The 15,411-nt window shown below is 50.7% G+C and carries 28 protein-coding genes; all 28 read left to right on the top strand.

From position 1 onward, the window contains the following. Positions 1 to 81 precede the first annotated feature (81 nt). The 28 genes from VN429_RS12405 (at position 82) to cmk (ending at position 15,409) form a co-directional block, all read left to right on the top strand. Positions 82 to 486, top strand: a complete 405-nt coding sequence (locus tag VN429_RS12405; protein ID WP_109969523.1) for a Tfx family DNA-binding protein — start codon at positions 82 to 84, stop codon at positions 484 to 486. 514 nt (positions 487 to 1,000) lie between these two features. Next, on the top strand, positions 1,001 to 2,014 hold the full coding sequence (gene rpl3p, locus VN429_RS12400; protein WP_325633789.1) for a 50S ribosomal protein L3: 1,014 nt from the start codon (positions 1,001 to 1,003) through the stop codon (positions 2,012 to 2,014). A 5-nt stretch (positions 2,015 to 2,019) separates the two neighbouring features. Next, on the top strand, positions 2,020 to 2,769 hold the full coding sequence (gene rpl4p, locus VN429_RS12395; RefSeq protein ID WP_325633787.1) for a 50S ribosomal protein L4: 750 nt from the start codon (positions 2,020 to 2,022) through the stop codon (positions 2,767 to 2,769). After that, positions 2,769 to 3,017, top strand: a complete 249-nt coding sequence (locus VN429_RS12390; protein WP_325633785.1) for a 50S ribosomal protein L23 — start codon at positions 2,769 to 2,771, stop codon at positions 3,015 to 3,017. The genes rpl4p and VN429_RS12390 overlap by 1 nt, the downstream gene beginning before the upstream one ends. Positions 3,018 to 3,028: 11 nt before the next feature. Beyond that, positions 3,029 to 3,742, top strand: a complete 714-nt coding sequence (locus VN429_RS12385; RefSeq protein ID WP_109969518.1) for a 50S ribosomal protein L2 — start codon at positions 3,029 to 3,031, stop codon at positions 3,740 to 3,742. Between the two features lie 4 nt (positions 3,743 to 3,746). Beyond that, positions 3,747 to 4,160: a 30S ribosomal protein S19 gene (locus VN429_RS12380; RefSeq protein ID WP_325633782.1), complete on the top strand. Its 414-nt coding sequence runs from the start codon at positions 3,747 to 3,749 to the stop codon at positions 4,158 to 4,160. Between the two features lie 5 nt (positions 4,161 to 4,165). Beyond that, positions 4,166 to 4,630, top strand: coding sequence for a 50S ribosomal protein L22 (locus VN429_RS12375; protein ID WP_319579613.1), 465 nt, complete (start codon positions 4,166 to 4,168; stop codon positions 4,628 to 4,630). 4 nt (positions 4,631 to 4,634) lie between these two features. After that, a complete protein-coding gene (locus tag VN429_RS12370; protein ID WP_325633777.1) occupies positions 4,635 to 5,351 on the top strand; it encodes a 30S ribosomal protein S3 in 717 nt (238 codons plus the stop codon). Beyond that, positions 5,351 to 5,554, top strand: a complete 204-nt coding sequence (gene rpmC, locus VN429_RS12365; RefSeq protein ID WP_325633775.1) for a 50S ribosomal protein L29 — start codon at positions 5,351 to 5,353, stop codon at positions 5,552 to 5,554. Before VN429_RS12370 ends, rpmC begins: the two co-directional genes overlap by 1 nt. Next, positions 5,551 to 5,826 carry a ribonuclease P protein component 1 gene (locus VN429_RS12360; protein WP_325633773.1) on the top strand — a complete coding sequence of 92 codons (276 nt, stop codon included), beginning with the start codon at positions 5,551 to 5,553 and terminating at the stop codon, positions 5,824 to 5,826. The genes rpmC and VN429_RS12360 overlap by 4 nt, the downstream gene beginning before the upstream one ends. Positions 5,827 to 5,835: 9 nt before the next feature. Next, positions 5,836 to 6,162, top strand: a complete 327-nt coding sequence (locus tag VN429_RS12355) for a 30S ribosomal protein S17 (RefSeq protein ID WP_109969512.1) — start codon at positions 5,836 to 5,838, stop codon at positions 6,160 to 6,162. Then, entirely contained in the window at positions 6,159 to 6,557 is a 399-nt protein-coding gene (locus tag VN429_RS12350) for a 50S ribosomal protein L14 (protein WP_109969511.1), read from the top strand. Before VN429_RS12355 ends, VN429_RS12350 begins: the two co-directional genes overlap by 4 nt. A gap of 9 nt (positions 6,558 to 6,566) precedes the next feature. Further along, positions 6,567 to 6,929 (top strand): 50S ribosomal protein L24, encoded by a 363-nt coding sequence (gene rplX, locus VN429_RS12345; RefSeq protein ID WP_325633770.1) that lies wholly within the window; start codon positions 6,567 to 6,569, stop codon positions 6,927 to 6,929. 1 nt (position 6,930) lies between these two features. Next, on the top strand, positions 6,931 to 7,656 hold the full coding sequence (locus VN429_RS12340) for a 30S ribosomal protein S4e (RefSeq protein ID WP_325633768.1): 726 nt from the start codon (positions 6,931 to 6,933) through the stop codon (positions 7,654 to 7,656). Further along, positions 7,653 to 8,159 (top strand): 50S ribosomal protein L5, encoded by a 507-nt coding sequence (locus VN429_RS12335; RefSeq protein ID WP_325633766.1) that lies wholly within the window; start codon positions 7,653 to 7,655, stop codon positions 8,157 to 8,159. Before VN429_RS12340 ends, VN429_RS12335 begins: the two co-directional genes overlap by 4 nt. Further along, positions 8,159 to 8,326, top strand: a complete 168-nt coding sequence (locus VN429_RS12330; RefSeq protein ID WP_109969507.1) for a 30S ribosomal protein S14 — start codon at positions 8,159 to 8,161, stop codon at positions 8,324 to 8,326. The genes VN429_RS12335 and VN429_RS12330 overlap by 1 nt, the downstream gene beginning before the upstream one ends. Before the next feature lie 11 nt (positions 8,327 to 8,337). Continuing rightward, a complete protein-coding gene (locus VN429_RS12325; RefSeq protein ID WP_325633764.1) occupies positions 8,338 to 8,730 on the top strand; it encodes a 30S ribosomal protein S8 in 393 nt (130 codons plus the stop codon). Positions 8,731 to 8,741: 11 nt separating this feature from the next. Next, positions 8,742 to 9,272, top strand: a complete 531-nt coding sequence (gene rpl6p / locus VN429_RS12320) for a 50S ribosomal protein L6 (protein ID WP_325633762.1) — start codon at positions 8,742 to 8,744, stop codon at positions 9,270 to 9,272. Beyond that, positions 9,272 to 9,718 carry a 50S ribosomal protein L32e gene (locus VN429_RS12315; RefSeq protein WP_109969505.1) on the top strand — a complete coding sequence of 149 codons (447 nt, stop codon included), beginning with the start codon at positions 9,272 to 9,274 and terminating at the stop codon, positions 9,716 to 9,718. The genes rpl6p and VN429_RS12315 overlap by 1 nt, the downstream gene beginning before the upstream one ends. After that, positions 9,719 to 10,165, top strand: a complete 447-nt coding sequence (locus tag VN429_RS12310) for a 50S ribosomal protein L19e (protein ID WP_325633760.1) — start codon at positions 9,719 to 9,721, stop codon at positions 10,163 to 10,165. Beyond that, complete coding sequence (locus tag VN429_RS12305) at positions 10,165 to 10,692, top strand: 50S ribosomal protein L18 (RefSeq protein WP_325633758.1); 528 nt, start codon at positions 10,165 to 10,167, stop codon at positions 10,690 to 10,692. The genes VN429_RS12310 and VN429_RS12305 overlap by 1 nt, the downstream gene beginning before the upstream one ends. Position 10,693: 1 nt before the next feature. Then, positions 10,694 to 11,311 (top strand): 30S ribosomal protein S5, encoded by a 618-nt coding sequence (locus VN429_RS12300; protein ID WP_325633756.1) that lies wholly within the window; start codon positions 10,694 to 10,696, stop codon positions 11,309 to 11,311. Beyond that, positions 11,311 to 11,772, top strand: a complete 462-nt coding sequence (locus tag VN429_RS12295; RefSeq protein ID WP_325633754.1) for a 50S ribosomal protein L30 — start codon at positions 11,311 to 11,313, stop codon at positions 11,770 to 11,772. Before VN429_RS12300 ends, VN429_RS12295 begins: the two co-directional genes overlap by 1 nt. Before the next feature lie 4 nt (positions 11,773 to 11,776). Further along, the gene (locus tag VN429_RS12290) at positions 11,777 to 12,208 is read left to right on the top strand and encodes an uL15m family ribosomal protein (RefSeq protein ID WP_325633752.1); all 432 of its coding nucleotides are present in this window, start codon (positions 11,777 to 11,779) and stop codon (positions 12,206 to 12,208) included. 22 nt (positions 12,209 to 12,230) lie between these two features. After that, on the top strand, positions 12,231 to 13,670 hold the full coding sequence (gene secY, locus VN429_RS12285; protein WP_325633750.1) for a preprotein translocase subunit SecY: 1,440 nt from the start codon (positions 12,231 to 12,233) through the stop codon (positions 13,668 to 13,670). Positions 13,671 to 13,683: 13 nt separating this feature from the next. Beyond that, complete coding sequence (locus tag VN429_RS12280; protein WP_109969498.1) at positions 13,684 to 14,256, top strand: adenylate kinase; 573 nt, start codon at positions 13,684 to 13,686, stop codon at positions 14,254 to 14,256. 7 nt (positions 14,257 to 14,263) lie between these two features. After that, complete coding sequence (locus tag VN429_RS12275; RefSeq protein ID WP_325633748.1) at positions 14,264 to 14,869, top strand: DUF106 domain-containing protein; 606 nt, start codon at positions 14,264 to 14,266, stop codon at positions 14,867 to 14,869. Positions 14,870 to 14,872: 3 nt separating this feature from the next. Further along, positions 14,873 to 15,409: a (d)CMP kinase gene (gene cmk / locus VN429_RS12270; RefSeq protein ID WP_325633746.1), complete on the top strand. Its 537-nt coding sequence runs from the start codon at positions 14,873 to 14,875 to the stop codon at positions 15,407 to 15,409. The last annotated feature ends 2 nt before the right edge of the window (positions 15,410 to 15,411 follow it).

Below are 15,411 nucleotides of genomic sequence, written 5' to 3'. Positions count from 1 at the left end.
GGGCTCAAAATTACTGTATACTTATAACTTTTGCAATGGTTAACGAAAAACGTTTAAATTATCTCATTCTTATTGATATGTATGAAAGATGGTCTGCTCACCGACCGGCAGAAAGAGGTCCTAAGATATCGGAAGTCAGGCCTGACTCAACAACAGATTGCCGATATCATCAATACATCAAAGGCGAATGTCTGCACTATTGAGAAATCAGCGATGGAAAACATCAAACGTGCACGGGAGACGATTGAATTCTTCCACAGTCTGGATTCACGTCATCTCTGTACGATTGGTAAAGGTCAGGATCTGCTTGAATCAGTCCAACAGGTATTTGACGAAGCAGAAAAAATTGGTATCAAAGTTAAGTACGATACTGTTCAACTGATGAACAGGATTCGTGATGAGATCCCTGAGAAGAACCGCTCACGGTATGTGCGAAATCCAATTGAGGTCTACATCAAAGATGATGGAGATCTCTACTTTGAATGACGCTTCCTGTTAGCAATACCTTTATTACTCTTTTTCTCTCATATGTATGAAGCCTGAATCTATGGGTATTTTTGTGTACCTGTATATTTGACAGTTATTTCGTAGAAAAATGATATTTCTGCGAAGTGACAGGATTGCGTTCATCGCAATGGGCTGATATAGTGGGATGTGATTTCGGCAAGGGTGGACGATGCGGCCCGTTATCTGTGATTAATCACAGGTCAAGCCTGAATTTCACGCATCTTACGAGAGACCGGTATCTGAACGCATTACGTCTGACCGCCTGACTACACGCCAAGGAGTTTGTTCTGGCACCCTCTAAATTGAGGGCGCATATGACCTCTGGTACCTTGACGTTGTGGGGAGAGGCTGGTCTTAACGTTCGTTCAGCAGATGTTCGCTCTATGCAGCTTCTGCTGTAGGTATACTTCGTGTCTCTGATCCTGCATCGATTATCATTTGGTCACGAATAGTGCCTGAATGATCTGATACAGACAGAAGGACTGATTGAAAAATGCCAAACGTACACAGACCCCGCATGGGTTCCCTGGCATTCAGCCCGCGGAAACGGGCGAAGAGCCAGGTACCGAAATATCATGCATGGCCCGCATATGAAGGAGAGCCAGCGCTCCAGGGTTTTGCCGGATATAAGGTAGGAATGACTCATGTCATTATGGTCGACGACCATGTAAAGAGTCCAAATGAAGGCAAGGACATCATGGTTCCGGTCACCGTTGTAGAAGTACCTGACATGAAGGTTGCTGCAATTCGTGTTTACCGCAAAGATACCTACGGTTACCATCCAATGACCGAGATCTGGGCAGAAAACCTTGAGTCTGATCTTGGACGCAGAATCAACCTGCCAAAGAACTACAAGCGCGAAGAGGCTGAAAAGAAGATTCGCGAAGCTATCGAGGCAGATAAAATTGTCGAGGTTATTGCAATAACCTACACAAGACCTGCACTCCTCACTGGTGTCCCAAAGAAGGTCCCTGACCTTATGGAGACACGGATTGGTGGTGGAAGTATGGCAGAGCGGTTCGACTTTGCTGTTGGCATGCTTGGTAAGGATGTTGACATCCGTGGCATGTTCCAGGTTGGTCAGTACACCGATGTTACTGCAATCACGAAAGGAAAAGGTACCCAGGGTCCTGTAAAGCGCTGGGGAGTTCACCTCCGTAAACGCAAGCACTCACGTGGTGGCAAAGAACGCCATGTTGGTACACTCGGACCATGGAATCCTCACCACGTACGGTGGCAGGTTCCAATGATGGGTCAGATGGGATACCAGCAGCGGACTGAATATAACAAGCGCCTCATCCGGATTGGTGAAGACGGGGCAGATGTTACTCCAGAAGGTGGATTCCTGCACTACGGCGAAGTCCGGAGCAGATATGTCCTCATCAAGGGTTCACTCCCCGGTCCATGCAAGCGTCTTGTAAGAATCAGACATGCAATCCGTCAGGGTGAGCACAAGGCCCGCGAGCCGGTGGTCGAATTCGTGAGCCAGCAGAGCAAACAGGGGTGATCTAGATGAAAGCACAGGTTTTATCATTGTCAGGTTCGATTGACCATGAGATCGAACTCCCGTCTGTCTTTGCGTCCGAGTACCGTCCAGATTTAATCAAAAAGGCGGTCATCTCGATTCAGAGTCACCGGTATCAGCCCCATGGAGCATACGTCTATGCAGGTATCACTAAATCAGCCGTCGGCTGGGGTAGTGGTCGTGGTGCATCACATGTTCCACGTCTGAAGAACAGCTCCCGGGCTGCAAAGGTTCCACAGGCAAAAGGTGGTCGTGAGGCACATCCGCCTGTAGTTCAGAAAATTCTGACACGCGACATCAACCGCAAAGAGAGAAGAAAAGCTCTTAGTTCAGCAATTGCGGCAACTATCAGCGATGAACTCGTCAAGTCACGAGGACATGTCTTTGAAGGTTCTCTTCCGTTTGTTCTGACCAATGAGTTTGAATCACTTGGAAAGACACGCGATGTCATTGCAGCACTGCGCGCAATTGGTGTCTATGATGACGTTCTCAAGGCAGAAGGCTCACGCAAAGTCCGTGCAGGTCGCGGAAAGATGCGTGGTCGCCGGTACAAACAGCGCAAGAGCCTGCTTATTGTAACCGGAAACGAGCCACTGCGTGCAGCTCGTAACCTCTCTGGTGTAGATGTCTGCCCGGTTAACAGTCTGAATGTTGAACTCCTCGCTCCAGGTACTCAGTCTGCACGGCTGACTGTCTGGACTGAAGATGCAATCGTCAGGCTCGGGGGTGAACAATAATGGTTCTGAAGTACCCGCATGCAACTGAAAAGGCAACCTACGGGGTAGAGAACGAGAGCAAACTCCAGTTTCTGGTTGATCGCGACGCAACCAAACCGGAGATCAAGAAGGCGGTCGAGAAAATGTTCGGCCAGCAGGTCACCTCAGTGAGGACGATGATGACCACCAAGGGTGAAAAGAAAGCCATCATCGGATTTACCAATGAAAAGGCCGCAGAGGAGATTCTCAGCCGTCTCGGCATAATGTAAGGTGGTGCAAGATGGGACATCGAATCACAACACAAAGCCGTGGACACGGAGGACCAACCTACCGTGCACCGTCACACCGGTACAAGGCAGAACTGCGTCACCTTGGACGCAATGACACCACGGTTAATGCGGTCATTATTGACATTGAGCATGATCCGGCCAGGCACACACCTATTGCCAAGGTCGAAGTTGAAGGCAGTGAGAAGAAGTACGTTCTTGTTCCGGAAGGACTTGGAATCGGGGACACAATGTCCTGGGGATCTGAAGTTTCCTACAAGAATGGAAACACACTTCCAATGTCAGCAATTCCGACCGGTGCATACATCTGCAACATTGAAGCCAGACCAAACGATGGTGGAAAGTTCGTCCGTGCAGGTGGCGTTCAGGCTATGATCACCGACAAGATGGAAGGCCGGGTTGCAGTCCGGATGCCAAGCGGAAAGACCAAGTGGTTCAACGGCCAGTGCCGTGCAACCGTTGGTGTTGTCGCAGGCGGTGGCCGCAGTGAGAAGCCATTCGTCAAGGCCGGTAAGAAATATCACAAGATGAAGAATACCGCAAGCAACTGGCCACGGGTCAGAGGTGAAGCTATGAATGTTATCGATCACCCATTCGGTGGTGGAGGACATCAGCACGCCGGCAGACCAAAGACAGTGAGCCGCGGAACATCCCCTGGCCGGAAGGTTGGGCACATAGCCGCACGCCGCACAGGCAGAAGGAGGTAAGCGGATGGCAAAGAAGATTCAGAAGAAATTGCCACGGCGAAAGGAAGAGTTCACATACCATGGATTCAACGCCGAGGCTCTCAAATCCATGACTATTGAGGAACTGCTTCCAGTCATGCCCTCACGGGCACGGCGGAAGGTTCTCCGTGGATGGACCATCAGCGAGGACAAACTTCTTGCTGATATGCGTAAGGGTGACAACCGAGTCAAGACTCATGTCCGCGATATGATCATTCTCCCAGAGATGATTGGACGCGAGATCGAGATTTACAACGGAAAGGAGTTTGTTAAGGTTGAGATTCAGCCTGAAGCAGTCTTCCATTACCTTGGAGAATTCGCCCTGACACGAAGGAAAGTCGCTCACGGTTCTGCTGGTATTGGAGCAACACGGTCGAGCAAGTTCGTTCCACTGAAGTGATGTGAATGGGAAGAATCGAGTATTCAAACAAGGTGGAAGGGGACAATCTTGCCCGTGGCAGGGTGAATGAGGCACCTATCTCCCCCAAGCACGCAATTGAGATTGCCCGGTTTGTCAGGGGGAAATCCCTTGCAGAGGCTGAAGCATACCTGAATGATGTGGTTGACCTGAAAAAGGCCATCCCCTTCAAGAAATTCAACCGGAATGTGGCCCACAAACGCGGTCTTGTCGGCTGGGATGGCGGTCGCTACCCACAGAAGGCAAGTCTGGTTTATCTCCGACTCTTTAACAGTGTTCGCAAGAATGCTGAGTACAGCGGACTCGACACGGAAAAACTCCGTATCATCCATGTGTCAGCAAACCGCGGGATCCGTCGCCGGAGTTTCATGCCCCGTGCAATGGGCAGGGCAACCCCCAAAGATCGGCAGACCGTCAACATCGAGATGATCGTCTCCGAGCAGGAGGCCTGAACGTATGGCAGTAGAACGTAAGTTTGTAGCAGACGGCGTACGGAAGGTCCGGGTTGAGAAGCATCTCTCCCGCGAGCTCAAGCGTGCCGGATATGGTGGTATGGATCTCATCCGGACACCTCTCGGCACCCAGGTGACGATCTTTGCAGAGAAGCCGGGTATCGTCATTGGAAAAGGTGGAAAGGTTGTTCGCAGCCTGACCCAGGACCTTGCAACAGTCTACGGGGTAGAATCACCCCAGATTGAGGTCCAGCAGGTTGATAATCCGAATCTGAATGCACAGATCATGGCAGAACGGCTTGCCAGTGCACTTGAGCGCGGCTGGTACTTCAGAAAAGCAGGATCATCCACGATCCGCAGAATCATGGAGTCTGGCGCACTTGGTTGCGAGGTTGTCATCTCCGGGAAACTTACAGGAGCCCGTGGTCGTGTCCAGAAGTTTACTGAAGGATACATCAAGCACTCTGGAGATCCGGTAAACACCATCGTCGAGAAAGGATTTGCAGTAGCAATCAAGAAACTCGGTGTTATCGGTATTCAGGTTCGGATTATTCCGCCAGGTGCACAGCTTCCTGATCACTTCCAGGTAACAGCAGTTATTGAGAAGAAGAAGGCAAGCCTTGCTCCTCATCTGACCAAGATCTCATCAGACTCTGTCGTTGATGAGGATGTTCCACTCGAAGAGATGCTTGACGAGCCAGATGTTGAGGAGGACCTCTAATGGCAATCTTCAGAGCACATGATGTTAGTCAGCTCTCTGATGTTGAACTGGTAGAACAGGTCGACAAACTCAAGATGGAACTGATCCAGTACCGCGGTAAAGTCAGCGCCGGTGGTGCTCCTGAGAATCCAGGACAGATCCGCGAAATTCGCCGGACTATTGCCCGGATGAAGACTGAACAGAACCGCAGAACCCTGGCATGATCACACCGCAGAACATCCTGTTCCATGAACTCATCGGACTGGATGTCGCTGTGGTACATGCCTCAAGCCCATCCCTTGTGGGAATCACCGGACTCATCATCGATGAGACCAAAAACACGGTCATGATTAAGACTGTTTCTGGTCTGAAGATGGTGGGAAAGAAGGGGATAACCCTTCGAACCCGGATTCCCGGGGGAAAAGTCGTTGACCTGGATGGCTCAGCACTCCTGATGGCTCCAGAGAGACGGACAACAATGCGAATCAGAAAATAAAGGTTCAAAATGGCAAGAAATATCGGATTTAACGTCCCCACGCCGGAAAAAGAGTGTTCGGACGTAAACTGCCCGTTCCATGGCACCTTGCCGGTGCGCGGCCAGGTGATCACCGGCAAAGTCGTGAGCGACAAGATGACGGGGTCGGTAGTGATCAGGAGGGACTACCTGCACTTTGTCAAGAAGTACCAGCGGTACGAGAAGCGAAGTTCAAAGATTCATGCACACAACCCACCATGCCTCCATGCACGGGTTGGAGATACTGTGAGCATAGCCGAGTGCAGGCCGCTCTCCAAGACCAAGACCTTCGTGGTTATTGAGGTGAACAAGTCATGAGGGGTCTAGGGATAAAGGTCCCCCGTTCAGTAAGCACCGGAACCAGACTGGCCTGTGCAGACAACACCGGAGCCCGGTTAGTTCAGGTTGTCTCGGTCTTTGGATACCATGGTGTCAGACGCAGGCAGCCAAAACTCGGCCTTGCTGACATCGCCACGGTAAGTGTCAAGAAGGGTACACCCGACATGCGGAGGAAACTCGTGCGTGCCGTGGTCATCCGCCAGAAGAAAGAGATTCGTCGCCCAAGCGGACTTCGCCTCAGTTTTGAGGATAATGCCGTTGTAGTCGTCGACGAGAAGAATGAGCCACGTGGAACTGAGATCAAGGGTCCGGTTGCTCGTGAGGTCGCGATTCGGTACCCACGTATCGGCTCGATGGCCACGATCATCGTGTGAGTGGTGCGAATGGTAAGGATTGCAAGTAAACAACCAAGAAAACAGCGCAAAGCCCGGTATAATGCCGCGCACCACGAGCGCGGATCCCTTCTGCACGCGTCCCTTTCCAAGGAACTGCGTGAGAAGTACAACCAGAGAAGTGTCCGTGTTATCAAGGGCGACACTGTCAAGGTCATCCGTGGTGACCACTCCGGGACATCAGGCTCCGTGGACTTAGTAATAACCAAAAAATCCCAGATTGTCGTAGATGGCGTATCTGTCAAGAAGGCAGACGGTACTGAAGTGCCACGCCCGATTGATCCCTCAAATGTTATCGTTACTGAACTGAATCTTGAGGACAAGCGACGCGAGCAGAAACTGGGTGGTGAATAAGATGGGACAACACCTGAAGAGAGTTGTAGCACCAAATTCCTGGGGTATTGCAAGAAAGACGACAAAGTTCGTCATGAAGCCCTCCCCAGGACCGCACAACACCAATGCACTGCCGATCGCTGTCTGGCTTCGTGATCATATCGGGGTTGCCCGAAATATGAAAGAAGTCAAACAGATTCTTCGTCAGCGTGAAATACTGGTGAACGGCCGTGCATGCAGACATGCAGACATGGGTATCGGTATCTTTGATATCATCTCCATCCCGAAGACCGGCAAACACTACCGTATTCTTCGTGACGCAAAGGGCCGACACAAGACCATCCAGATTGACGCAGAAGCTGCCCAATCAAGGCTTGTCAAAATCACCAACAAGACGATCATCAAGGGTGGCAAGGTTCAGCTGAATCTGCGTGACGGATCAAACATCATCGCAGACAACAGTTATACAACCGGCGATTCAGTCGTTCTCTCCCTGAAAGATGGCGAGTTAAACAAGATTCTCGATCACTTCCCATACCAGACCGGAAGCATGGTTATGGTTATCGGAGGAAAGCACTCCGGCAACATTGCCCGGATTACTGATCGTGTGATTGTGAGTGGCAGTCTTCCAAACCGTGTTCTTCTCAAGGATGAAGAGACCGGAGAGTCTTTTGAGACCATCGATGAGTATGTTGTCACCGTTGGCCGCGAGAAGTCAGCAGTCGACAACTGGGGGATTGAGGAATGAACCCAAACCGTGAGGTTTCAGTCGACAAGATTGTCGTCCACATGGGTGTCGGAGAGGCAGGAGACCGTCTTGTCAGTGCAGAAAAGATTCTGAGTGAGATCACCGGAAACAAACCGGTTCGTGGAGTTGCAAAACAGACAATTCCAGCATTTGGTCTCAGAAAAGGACAGCCCCTCAGCTGCAAAACCACTCTGCGTGGTAATACAGCTGAAGAGTTCCTGGTCACTTCTCTGAAAGTTGTCGGGAACAAACTGTCAGCACGGGCAGTCGACCAGCAGGGGAATTTCTCCTTTGGTGTCGAAGAACACACCGATTACCCGGGTCAGAGTTATGATCCAAAGATCGGAATCTTTGGTCTCGATGTTACCGTTGTCGTTAAACGTAATGGTGTCCGGATTGCCCGGAGACATATTCAGACCAAGAAACTTCCGCTGAAGCAGCGGGTCAGCCATGAAGACACCGTTGGTTTCCTGAATGGAAAATATGGCGTGGAGGTTCAGTAATGTCTGAGAAGGCTGGAAAAGAAAGGACAAAAGTTTTCGGACGCGGAGCACATGAGTGCAAGCTTTGCGGACGCAAGCAGGGACTTGTCCGCAGATACAGTATTTACTTCTGCAGACAGTGCTTCAGAGAATGGGCCAGCAAGCTGGGCTTTAAGAAACTGAACTGAGGAGGAGAGTAATGGCAAGACTGAATACGGTTGCGGATGCGTTATGCACGCTCAAGAATGCAGCAGATACCGGACGGGCAGAATGCATCGTCCAGCCTGCAGCTACATTGATCGGTGAGATGCTCCGCGTTATGAAAGAAGCCGGTTACATCAGGGAGTATACCCTTGTTGAAGACGGCCGTGGTGGCCAGTTTAAGGTAACCATGTCTGGTATGATCAACAAGTGTGGTGCCATCTCCCCCCGGTACTCGGTAAAGCTGGCTGACATGGAAAGCTGGGAACAGCAGTACCTCCCATCCAAGAGCATCGGTATGCTGCTGATCTCTACTTCAAAAGGTGTAATGCCTCATCATGAAGCACGTCAGCTCGGAATCGGCGGCGAATTGCTGGGGTACGTATACTAAGGGTGGAACAGATGTCAGCTCAAAGAACTGTATCCATTCCAGAAGGAGTCACCGTTACCATGGTTGACTCTGTTCTGAAGGTAAAAGGACCCAAAGGCGAACTACATCGAGACATGTGGCATCCGGCTATCAATATCGCAATTGAAGATGGTCACGCTGTCTTTACCACTGAGTCGTCAAAGAAGCAGGTTGTGGCAATGGTAGGAACCCTTGCTTCACACTGCAAGAATATGTGCACTGGTGTGACCTCAGGTTACCAATACAGCCTCAAGGTTGTTTACAGTCACTTCCCGATCCAACTGAAGATGCAGGGCGAAAAACTTGAGATCTTCAACTTCCTTGGTGAAAAATATCCACGGTATGCCCGTGTTCTTCCGGGAACATCAGTAAAACTCGGAACTGACGAGGTAACTGTGACCGGTATTGACAAGGAACTGGTTGGTTCTACTGCTTCAAATATCGAAAAGGCAACCCGAATCCGGGATCGCGATCCCCGTGTATTCCAGGACGGGATTTACATTGTTGCCAGGGGTGAACAGTAATGGTATCAGAAATCAGACGTCTCCTGCGTGTAAGAAAGGCAAAAGAAGCCCGGTTTAAACGTGAGGGCGTTGATAAGAAGGTAACCATCAAGGACTCCTGGAGGAGACCCCGTGGTCTGCACAGCAAGCAGCGTAAACTCCGCAAGGCCAAGGGACCACACCCGGATCCAGGGTACGGCAGTCCTCTTGCAGTCCGTGGAATGCACCCATGCGGTCTTCGGGAAGTCAGAGTCTGTAATCTGAAAGAGATGGAAGGACTCAACGCTGCAACACAGGCAATCCGTATCGGTGCAACTGTCGGTCGCAAGAAGCGTGAGATCATTCAGAACAAGGCCGCAGAAGCAAAAATCCGCGTCCTTAACTGGAAGGATGCAACCAAGCCTGCAGCAGCAGGAAAATCTGCATCAAAAGTCTCCAAGACTGATGCAAGCGAGGAGGAAGAATAAATGAGTCAGATTTCTGGTCAGAGACGCCTGGCTGCCAAGGTCCTCAAATGCGGTCTCAACCGCGTTTGGTTCGATCCTGAAAAGATCGACGACGTGCAGCGGGCTATCTCTCGTGAAGACATCAGAAACCTGATCACGGAGGGAGCAATTGCTGCCCACCAGAAGGTGGGCAATTCCCGTGGACGGGCACGTGTCATGATGGCAAAGCGGAGTTACGGACACCGTAAGGGTCCCGGCCGCAGAAAGGGTGCAATCGGCTCGCGTACCGTAAGTAAGGAACGCTGGGTTTCGCGTATTCGTGCCCAGCGGAAGGTACTCCGTGACCTGCGTGAATCTGGTGAGATTGAGCGTTCCGTGTACCGCCGGTTCTATCGGCGTGCTGCTGGTGGTCAGTTCAGGACTGTAGCACACCTGAAAGCCCAGATTGAGATTGGGAGGGCACAGTAATGGCAACAGGTCCACGATACTTTGTCTCCTTCCGCCGCAGGCGTGAAGGAAGAACCGACTACCATGCCCGGCATAAGCTGGTTGTATCAGTCCGTCCCCGGATGGTAGTCAGAAAGACCAATAAACACATCATCTGTCAGATGGTGACTGCCCACCTTGAAGGTGACCGCACTCACGTTACTGCAAACTCTGCAGATCTTCGCAAATTCGGGTATGAGGGTTCATTATGCAACACCCCTGCAGCATACCTGACTGGAATTCTGTTTGCAGTTCGGTCACTCAATGCAGGCAAAGATGCTGCAATCCTCGACATTGGCCTTCACCGGGCAAGTCCGGGAGCACGTGTCTTTGCAGCACTGAAGGGTGCAGCAGAAGCAGGTCTTGACATTCCGCACTCTGAGGAAATACTTCCCTCTGATGAGCGGTGTAACGGAGAACATATCGCAGCATACGCCCCCGACCGTGCAGGAGCCCTGCCTGCCAATGTGGCAGCAACTCGGGATGCAATCATGGGGGAGCTGAACTGAGATGGCATACGAGAAGACAGAATGGGTACCCCTGACCGGTCTTGGACGCATGGTCCAGTCCGGTGAGATTAAGAGCATTGACGAGGCGCTCGCCAGTGGGAAACCCATCAAAGAACCTGAGATCGTTGATGCATTCCTCCCTGACCTCGTGGATGAGGTGCTCGACATCAACATGGTACAGCGAATGACCGATTCCGGTCGTCGTGTCAAGTTCAGGGCTGTTGTCGTCGTTGGAAATCACGACGGATATATCGGCTTTGGACAGGGCAAAGACTCCCAGGTTGGAGACGCGATCAAGAAAGCGATCGTGAATGCCAAGACACATGTGATCAAGGTAAAGCGTGGGTGTGGTTCATGGGAATGCGGGTGCATTCATCCACATTCAATCCCGATGCAGGTAACTGGTGTTGCAGGTAGTGTCAAAGTCACGCTCAAGCCTGCACCACAGGGAATTGGCCTTGTTACCGGAGACATTGGTAAAAAGGTGCTTGACCTTGCCGGTATTCGCGATGTCTGGGCACAGACTCAGGGTCAGACCCGGACTACCATCAACTATGCAAAGGCTACCTTCAACGCTCTGAAAGCGACCAACATGATCAGGCTGGGAGGAAAGGAGTAATGTATGCTGTTGTTCAGGTCCGCGGAACGGCTAAGACCCGCCGGGAGATCAAGGACACCCTGAAGATGCTCCGCCTTCACCACATCAACCACTGTGTCATCATCCCTGACACTCCGGCTTATGTCGGAATGATTCGCAAGGTCAAGGACTTTGTTGCATATGGTGAAGTTGATGCCTGTACTGTTGAAGAACTTCTGAAAACCCGTGGACGGCTCACTGGTGATGCACATCTTTCAGATGAGTACATCAAAGAGAATTCCCAGTATGCGGGAATCTCCGAGTTTGCAAAAGCACTCTCATCAGGGGAGGCACGGCTGGCAGATGTTCCCGGACTCAAGCCGGTTCTGCGGCTCCACCCGCCACGGAAGGGGTATAAGACCACCAAGAGGACCTACCAGCAGGGCGGTTCACTCGGGTACCACGGGGAGAATATTAACGATCTCCTCTACAAGATGAGGTGAGCAGATGCCAGTCAATAAGCGATCCAAGTACCGTGGCTCACGCACCTGTGGTGGTGGGACCCATAAGAATCGTCGTGGAGCAGGAAACCGCGGAGGCAGAGGCAATGCTGGTGTCAATGCACACCACTTTGTCAAGGCCTACCTCGTAAGAGGTCCGGTTTTTGGTAAGTGTGGATTCAAACACTACCATGAGCCTACAATCACCGGAGATGTTCTGGATATTGGTGAGATTGATCAGATCATACCAATTCTTGTCAGAACTGGTGCAGCACAGGAAGTAGGCGATACTGTTGTACTTGATGCAACAGTCCTTGGTGTTGAGAAGGTTCTTGGTGGTGGAAAGGTCAGCCACAAGATGAAAATCACGGCCGCGGCGTTCTCCCAGCAGGCGATCGCCAAGATTGAGGCGAAAGGCGGTCATGCGATGACCTCCTGAACCTCTTTTTTGGGGGAATATAATGGGTGAGATTCTAGACCGGATGGAGCCTCTTCTGGCTATGATGCCAGCAGTAAAAGCTCCTGAAGGTCACGTTCATTTCAAGAACAAACTGGCATGGACGGCTGGCATACTGTTAGTGTACTTTATACTGACCAACATTCCTGTGTTTGGTCTTGCTTCGTCCTCCCAGGATATGTTCGAGTATTACCGTGCTCTGCTTGCCGGAGCTAGCGGTTCAATCGTTCATCTTGGTATCGGACCAATCGTTACTGCTTCTATCGTTCTTCAGCTCCTCAAGGGAGCAGACATCATCCACATAGATACCAGTGAGATAAAAGGGCAGATCCAGTACATGGGACTGCAGAAACTCATGATCTTTGTGATGATTGCTGTTGAAGGAGCACCGATGATTGTGGGTGGATTCTTAAAGCCGGATCCGGCTGTTGCACTCGCACTCTTTGGTGGTAATTCATCCATACTTGCATTCATCATCTTCCTGCAGATATGCCTTGGTGGCGTGCTGGTATTCATGATGGATGAGGTAGTGACCAAGTGGGGTATTGGCTCCGGTGTTGGTCTCTTCATCATTGCAGGTATTTCCCAGGCACTCGTAAATGGATTTTTAGGTTGGACTGCAGTTACCGATGCATATCCTACAGGATTTTTCCCTCGGTTATTTGCAGTTATTCTTGATGGTGCGAACTTTGTCCAGTACTTTGGAACCGAACTGATCTCGTTCATTTGTACTATCGGTATCTTCCTCCTGATTGTGTATGTGGAATCAACCAGGGTTGAAATTCCACTTGCACACACCCAGGTGAGAGGTGCCAGGGCACGGTTCCCTGTCAAGCTGATCTACGCCAGTGTGCTTCCGATGATTCTCGTCCGTGTACTTCAGGCAAACTTCCAGATGATCGGTCTCTTCCTGAATAATATCGGGATTACCTTCCTTGGTGAATTCCAGGGACAGTCACCGGTCAATGGTCTGATGTGGTTCCTCGCTCCAATCAATCACCCGACTGACTGGATGTGGTGGATGCCAAACTATGTCGGCACTCATCCCCCATGGGAAGTTCTCATCAGACTGGGAATTGACTCGGTAGTGATGATCGTCGGTGGTGCAATCTTCGCACTCTTCTGGGTGAAGACTGCAGGACTTGACTCAAAGGCAGTTGCACGGCAGATTCAGAACTCTGGCATGTCCATCCCGGGATACCGGCGAAACCCGGCAATCCTTGAGAAGGTCCTTGACCGGTATATTCCCCGTGTCACTGTGATCGGTGGAGTATTTATCGGTGTCATGTCTGTGGTTGCAAACCTCTTCGGTGTGATCGGATCGGTCTCCGGTACCGGTCTGCTGTTGACGGTGAGTATCACATACCGACTATACGAACAGATTGCAAGTGAACAGATCATGGAGATGTATCCCTTCATGAGAACGTTCTTTGGCAAGGAGTAACAGAGGCATATCTATGGCTGGGAAAAAGGTCATCATCACCGGTGTTCCGGGTGTGGGAAAAACTTCAGTTATCAACGAGTCTATGACCCGGCTTGAGGCTGAAGGTGTTCCCTACCAGAACATCAATTTTGGAACCTTTATGTTTGAGGTCGCCCAGCGTGAAGGGATGGTCAAAGATCGCGATGAGATGCGTAAGCTTGACAAGAATGCTCAAAAACGGCTTCAGCAACTCGCATCCCAGGCAATCGCCAAGATTGAAGGCAATGTAATCATCGATACCCATGCCTCGGTGAAGACTCCTGCAGGATTTCTTGCAGGGCTTCCCGAATGGGTGCTTCGTGAGCTCAAACCTGATATCATCATCCTGGTAGAGACGGACGAGGATCAGATCCTAAAGCGCCGCCTCTCTGACGCGACCCGTGTACGTGATATTGAGGGAGCACGTGCAATCGCTGATCATCAGAACTTTAATCGTGCTGTGGCGGCCGCATACGCGACAATCACCGGCTGTACGATAAAATATATCACCAATGCAGATTTTCTCATCGACCGGGCTGTCGAAGAGATGATGCAGACCCTCCGGTGACGAGTTCATGGGATCATCCAATTCAGGAAATATGAGTATGATGCCGCTCATCCTTGCGATGGGCCTCATCATGCTTGCAAGTATTGAGGTAGTACGGGTGGGTATCGGTACATCACTGAATGTGGTACTCGGCCCACTTGTTGATACGCTGCAGATTCCGTTTTATATTGTTATTCTTCTTCTCTCTGCCATGACCGGTTTCTATTCTTCTATCATCCAGAAGTATACCATAGACTACCGGAAAATGAAAGAGACGCAGAACAAGATGAAGGATTTCCAGAAAGACTATCGTGAAGCGATGCTTTCCAAGGATGAGAAACGAATCAAGAAAATCGAAGCTAAACGCGATACTATGATGAAGGATCAGCTTGAGATGAGCCAGGCTCAGTTCAAGCCGATGGGATACATCATGGTCATCACGCTTCCGATCTTCTTCTGGCTCTATTTCAGACTGAATCATTATGACGCAATGATCACCATGCCATTCTTTGGTTCAGTCCATCTGACAGCTGCAATACTTGGTCCTGTTCCTGCATGGATGATCTGGTATATGCTCTGTTCGATCTCCCTCTCACAGGTGATCAGAAAAGCCCTTGATATTGGGGGCATCTGATCAATGAGGGTCACAATCAGTGGCCTGCCTGGGAGTGGGACCACCTCCCTAACCTACCATCTGGCAAGTGAGCACCGGTTTGATGTCATATCAGCCGGTGAAGTCTTTCGCCAGATGGCTAAAGAGCGGGGATTGACCCTTGCTGAGTTTGGTGCCTTTTGTGAGAGTGACCCCTCTGTTGACAAATTGATCGATGAACGTCAGCGGGAGATAGCCCTGTCACAGGATCAGATCCTAATTGAAGGGAGGCTCTCCGGATGGATGCTTCCTGAAGCAGATCTCCGTATCTGGCTCAAAGCATCTCTTGAGTGCAGGGTAAAACGGATTTTAGACCGGGATAAGTTTGCAGATTTTGATCACGCCATGCAGGCAACTGCAGACCGGGAAGCAAGTGAAGCACTTCGGTACAAGCAATACTATAATATTGACTATTCTTCACTTGACCCGTATCATCTTGTTCTTGACACCGAACTCTGGACTGTGGAACAACTGAGCAGGATCGTCTCTTCTGCTTTAGCAGCCAGGCTGGAAAATAAGTAATT

The sequence above is a fragment of the Methanospirillum sp. genome, assembly GCF_035560735.1.
GTDB lineage: Archaea > Halobacteriota > Methanomicrobia > Methanomicrobiales > Methanospirillaceae > Methanospirillum.
This window is presented reverse-complemented; position numbering and strand designations above follow the sequence as displayed.

Excerpts from the sequence above, each read along its gene's own strand:
- VN429_RS12405 (WP_109969523.1), top strand. The coding sequence starts at position 82 with ATGAAAGATGGTCTGCTCACCGACCGGCAGAAAGAGGTCCTAAGATAT.
- rpl3p (WP_325633789.1), top strand. The coding sequence starts at position 1,001 with ATGCCAAACGTACACAGACCCCGCATGGGTTCCCTGGCATTCAGCCCG.
- rpl4p (WP_325633787.1), top strand. The coding sequence starts at position 2,020 with ATGAAAGCACAGGTTTTATCATTGTCAGGTTCGATTGACCATGAGATC.
- VN429_RS12390 (WP_325633785.1), top strand. The coding sequence starts at position 2,769 with ATGGTTCTGAAGTACCCGCATGCAACTGAAAAGGCAACCTACGGGGTA.
- VN429_RS12385 (WP_109969518.1), top strand. The coding sequence starts at position 3,029 with ATGGGACATCGAATCACAACACAAAGCCGTGGACACGGAGGACCAACC.
- VN429_RS12380 (WP_325633782.1), top strand. The coding sequence starts at position 3,747 with ATGGCAAAGAAGATTCAGAAGAAATTGCCACGGCGAAAGGAAGAGTTC.
- VN429_RS12375 (WP_319579613.1), top strand. The coding sequence starts at position 4,166 with ATGGGAAGAATCGAGTATTCAAACAAGGTGGAAGGGGACAATCTTGCC.
- VN429_RS12370 (WP_325633777.1), top strand. The coding sequence starts at position 4,635 with ATGGCAGTAGAACGTAAGTTTGTAGCAGACGGCGTACGGAAGGTCCGG.
- rpmC (WP_325633775.1), top strand. The coding sequence starts at position 5,351 with ATGGCAATCTTCAGAGCACATGATGTTAGTCAGCTCTCTGATGTTGAA.
- VN429_RS12360 (WP_325633773.1), top strand. The coding sequence starts at position 5,551 with ATGATCACACCGCAGAACATCCTGTTCCATGAACTCATCGGACTGGAT.
- VN429_RS12355 (WP_109969512.1), top strand. The coding sequence starts at position 5,836 with ATGGCAAGAAATATCGGATTTAACGTCCCCACGCCGGAAAAAGAGTGT.
- VN429_RS12350 (WP_109969511.1), top strand. The coding sequence starts at position 6,159 with ATGAGGGGTCTAGGGATAAAGGTCCCCCGTTCAGTAAGCACCGGAACC.
- rplX (WP_325633770.1), top strand. The coding sequence starts at position 6,567 with ATGGTAAGGATTGCAAGTAAACAACCAAGAAAACAGCGCAAAGCCCGG.
- VN429_RS12340 (WP_325633768.1), top strand. The coding sequence starts at position 6,931 with ATGGGACAACACCTGAAGAGAGTTGTAGCACCAAATTCCTGGGGTATT.
- VN429_RS12335 (WP_325633766.1), top strand. The coding sequence starts at position 7,653 with ATGAACCCAAACCGTGAGGTTTCAGTCGACAAGATTGTCGTCCACATG.
- VN429_RS12330 (WP_109969507.1), top strand. The coding sequence starts at position 8,159 with ATGTCTGAGAAGGCTGGAAAAGAAAGGACAAAAGTTTTCGGACGCGGA.
- VN429_RS12325 (WP_325633764.1), top strand. The coding sequence starts at position 8,338 with ATGGCAAGACTGAATACGGTTGCGGATGCGTTATGCACGCTCAAGAAT.
- rpl6p (WP_325633762.1), top strand. The coding sequence starts at position 8,742 with ATGTCAGCTCAAAGAACTGTATCCATTCCAGAAGGAGTCACCGTTACC.
- VN429_RS12315 (WP_109969505.1), top strand. The coding sequence starts at position 9,272 with ATGGTATCAGAAATCAGACGTCTCCTGCGTGTAAGAAAGGCAAAAGAA.
- VN429_RS12310 (WP_325633760.1), top strand. The coding sequence starts at position 9,719 with ATGAGTCAGATTTCTGGTCAGAGACGCCTGGCTGCCAAGGTCCTCAAA.
- VN429_RS12305 (WP_325633758.1), top strand. The coding sequence starts at position 10,165 with ATGGCAACAGGTCCACGATACTTTGTCTCCTTCCGCCGCAGGCGTGAA.
- VN429_RS12300 (WP_325633756.1), top strand. The coding sequence starts at position 10,694 with ATGGCATACGAGAAGACAGAATGGGTACCCCTGACCGGTCTTGGACGC.
- VN429_RS12295 (WP_325633754.1), top strand. The coding sequence starts at position 11,311 with ATGTATGCTGTTGTTCAGGTCCGCGGAACGGCTAAGACCCGCCGGGAG.
- VN429_RS12290 (WP_325633752.1), top strand. The coding sequence starts at position 11,777 with ATGCCAGTCAATAAGCGATCCAAGTACCGTGGCTCACGCACCTGTGGT.
- secY (WP_325633750.1), top strand. The coding sequence starts at position 12,231 with ATGGGTGAGATTCTAGACCGGATGGAGCCTCTTCTGGCTATGATGCCA.
- VN429_RS12280 (WP_109969498.1), top strand. The coding sequence starts at position 13,684 with ATGGCTGGGAAAAAGGTCATCATCACCGGTGTTCCGGGTGTGGGAAAA.
- VN429_RS12275 (WP_325633748.1), top strand. The coding sequence starts at position 14,264 with ATGGGATCATCCAATTCAGGAAATATGAGTATGATGCCGCTCATCCTT.
- cmk (WP_325633746.1), top strand. The coding sequence starts at position 14,873 with ATGAGGGTCACAATCAGTGGCCTGCCTGGGAGTGGGACCACCTCCCTA.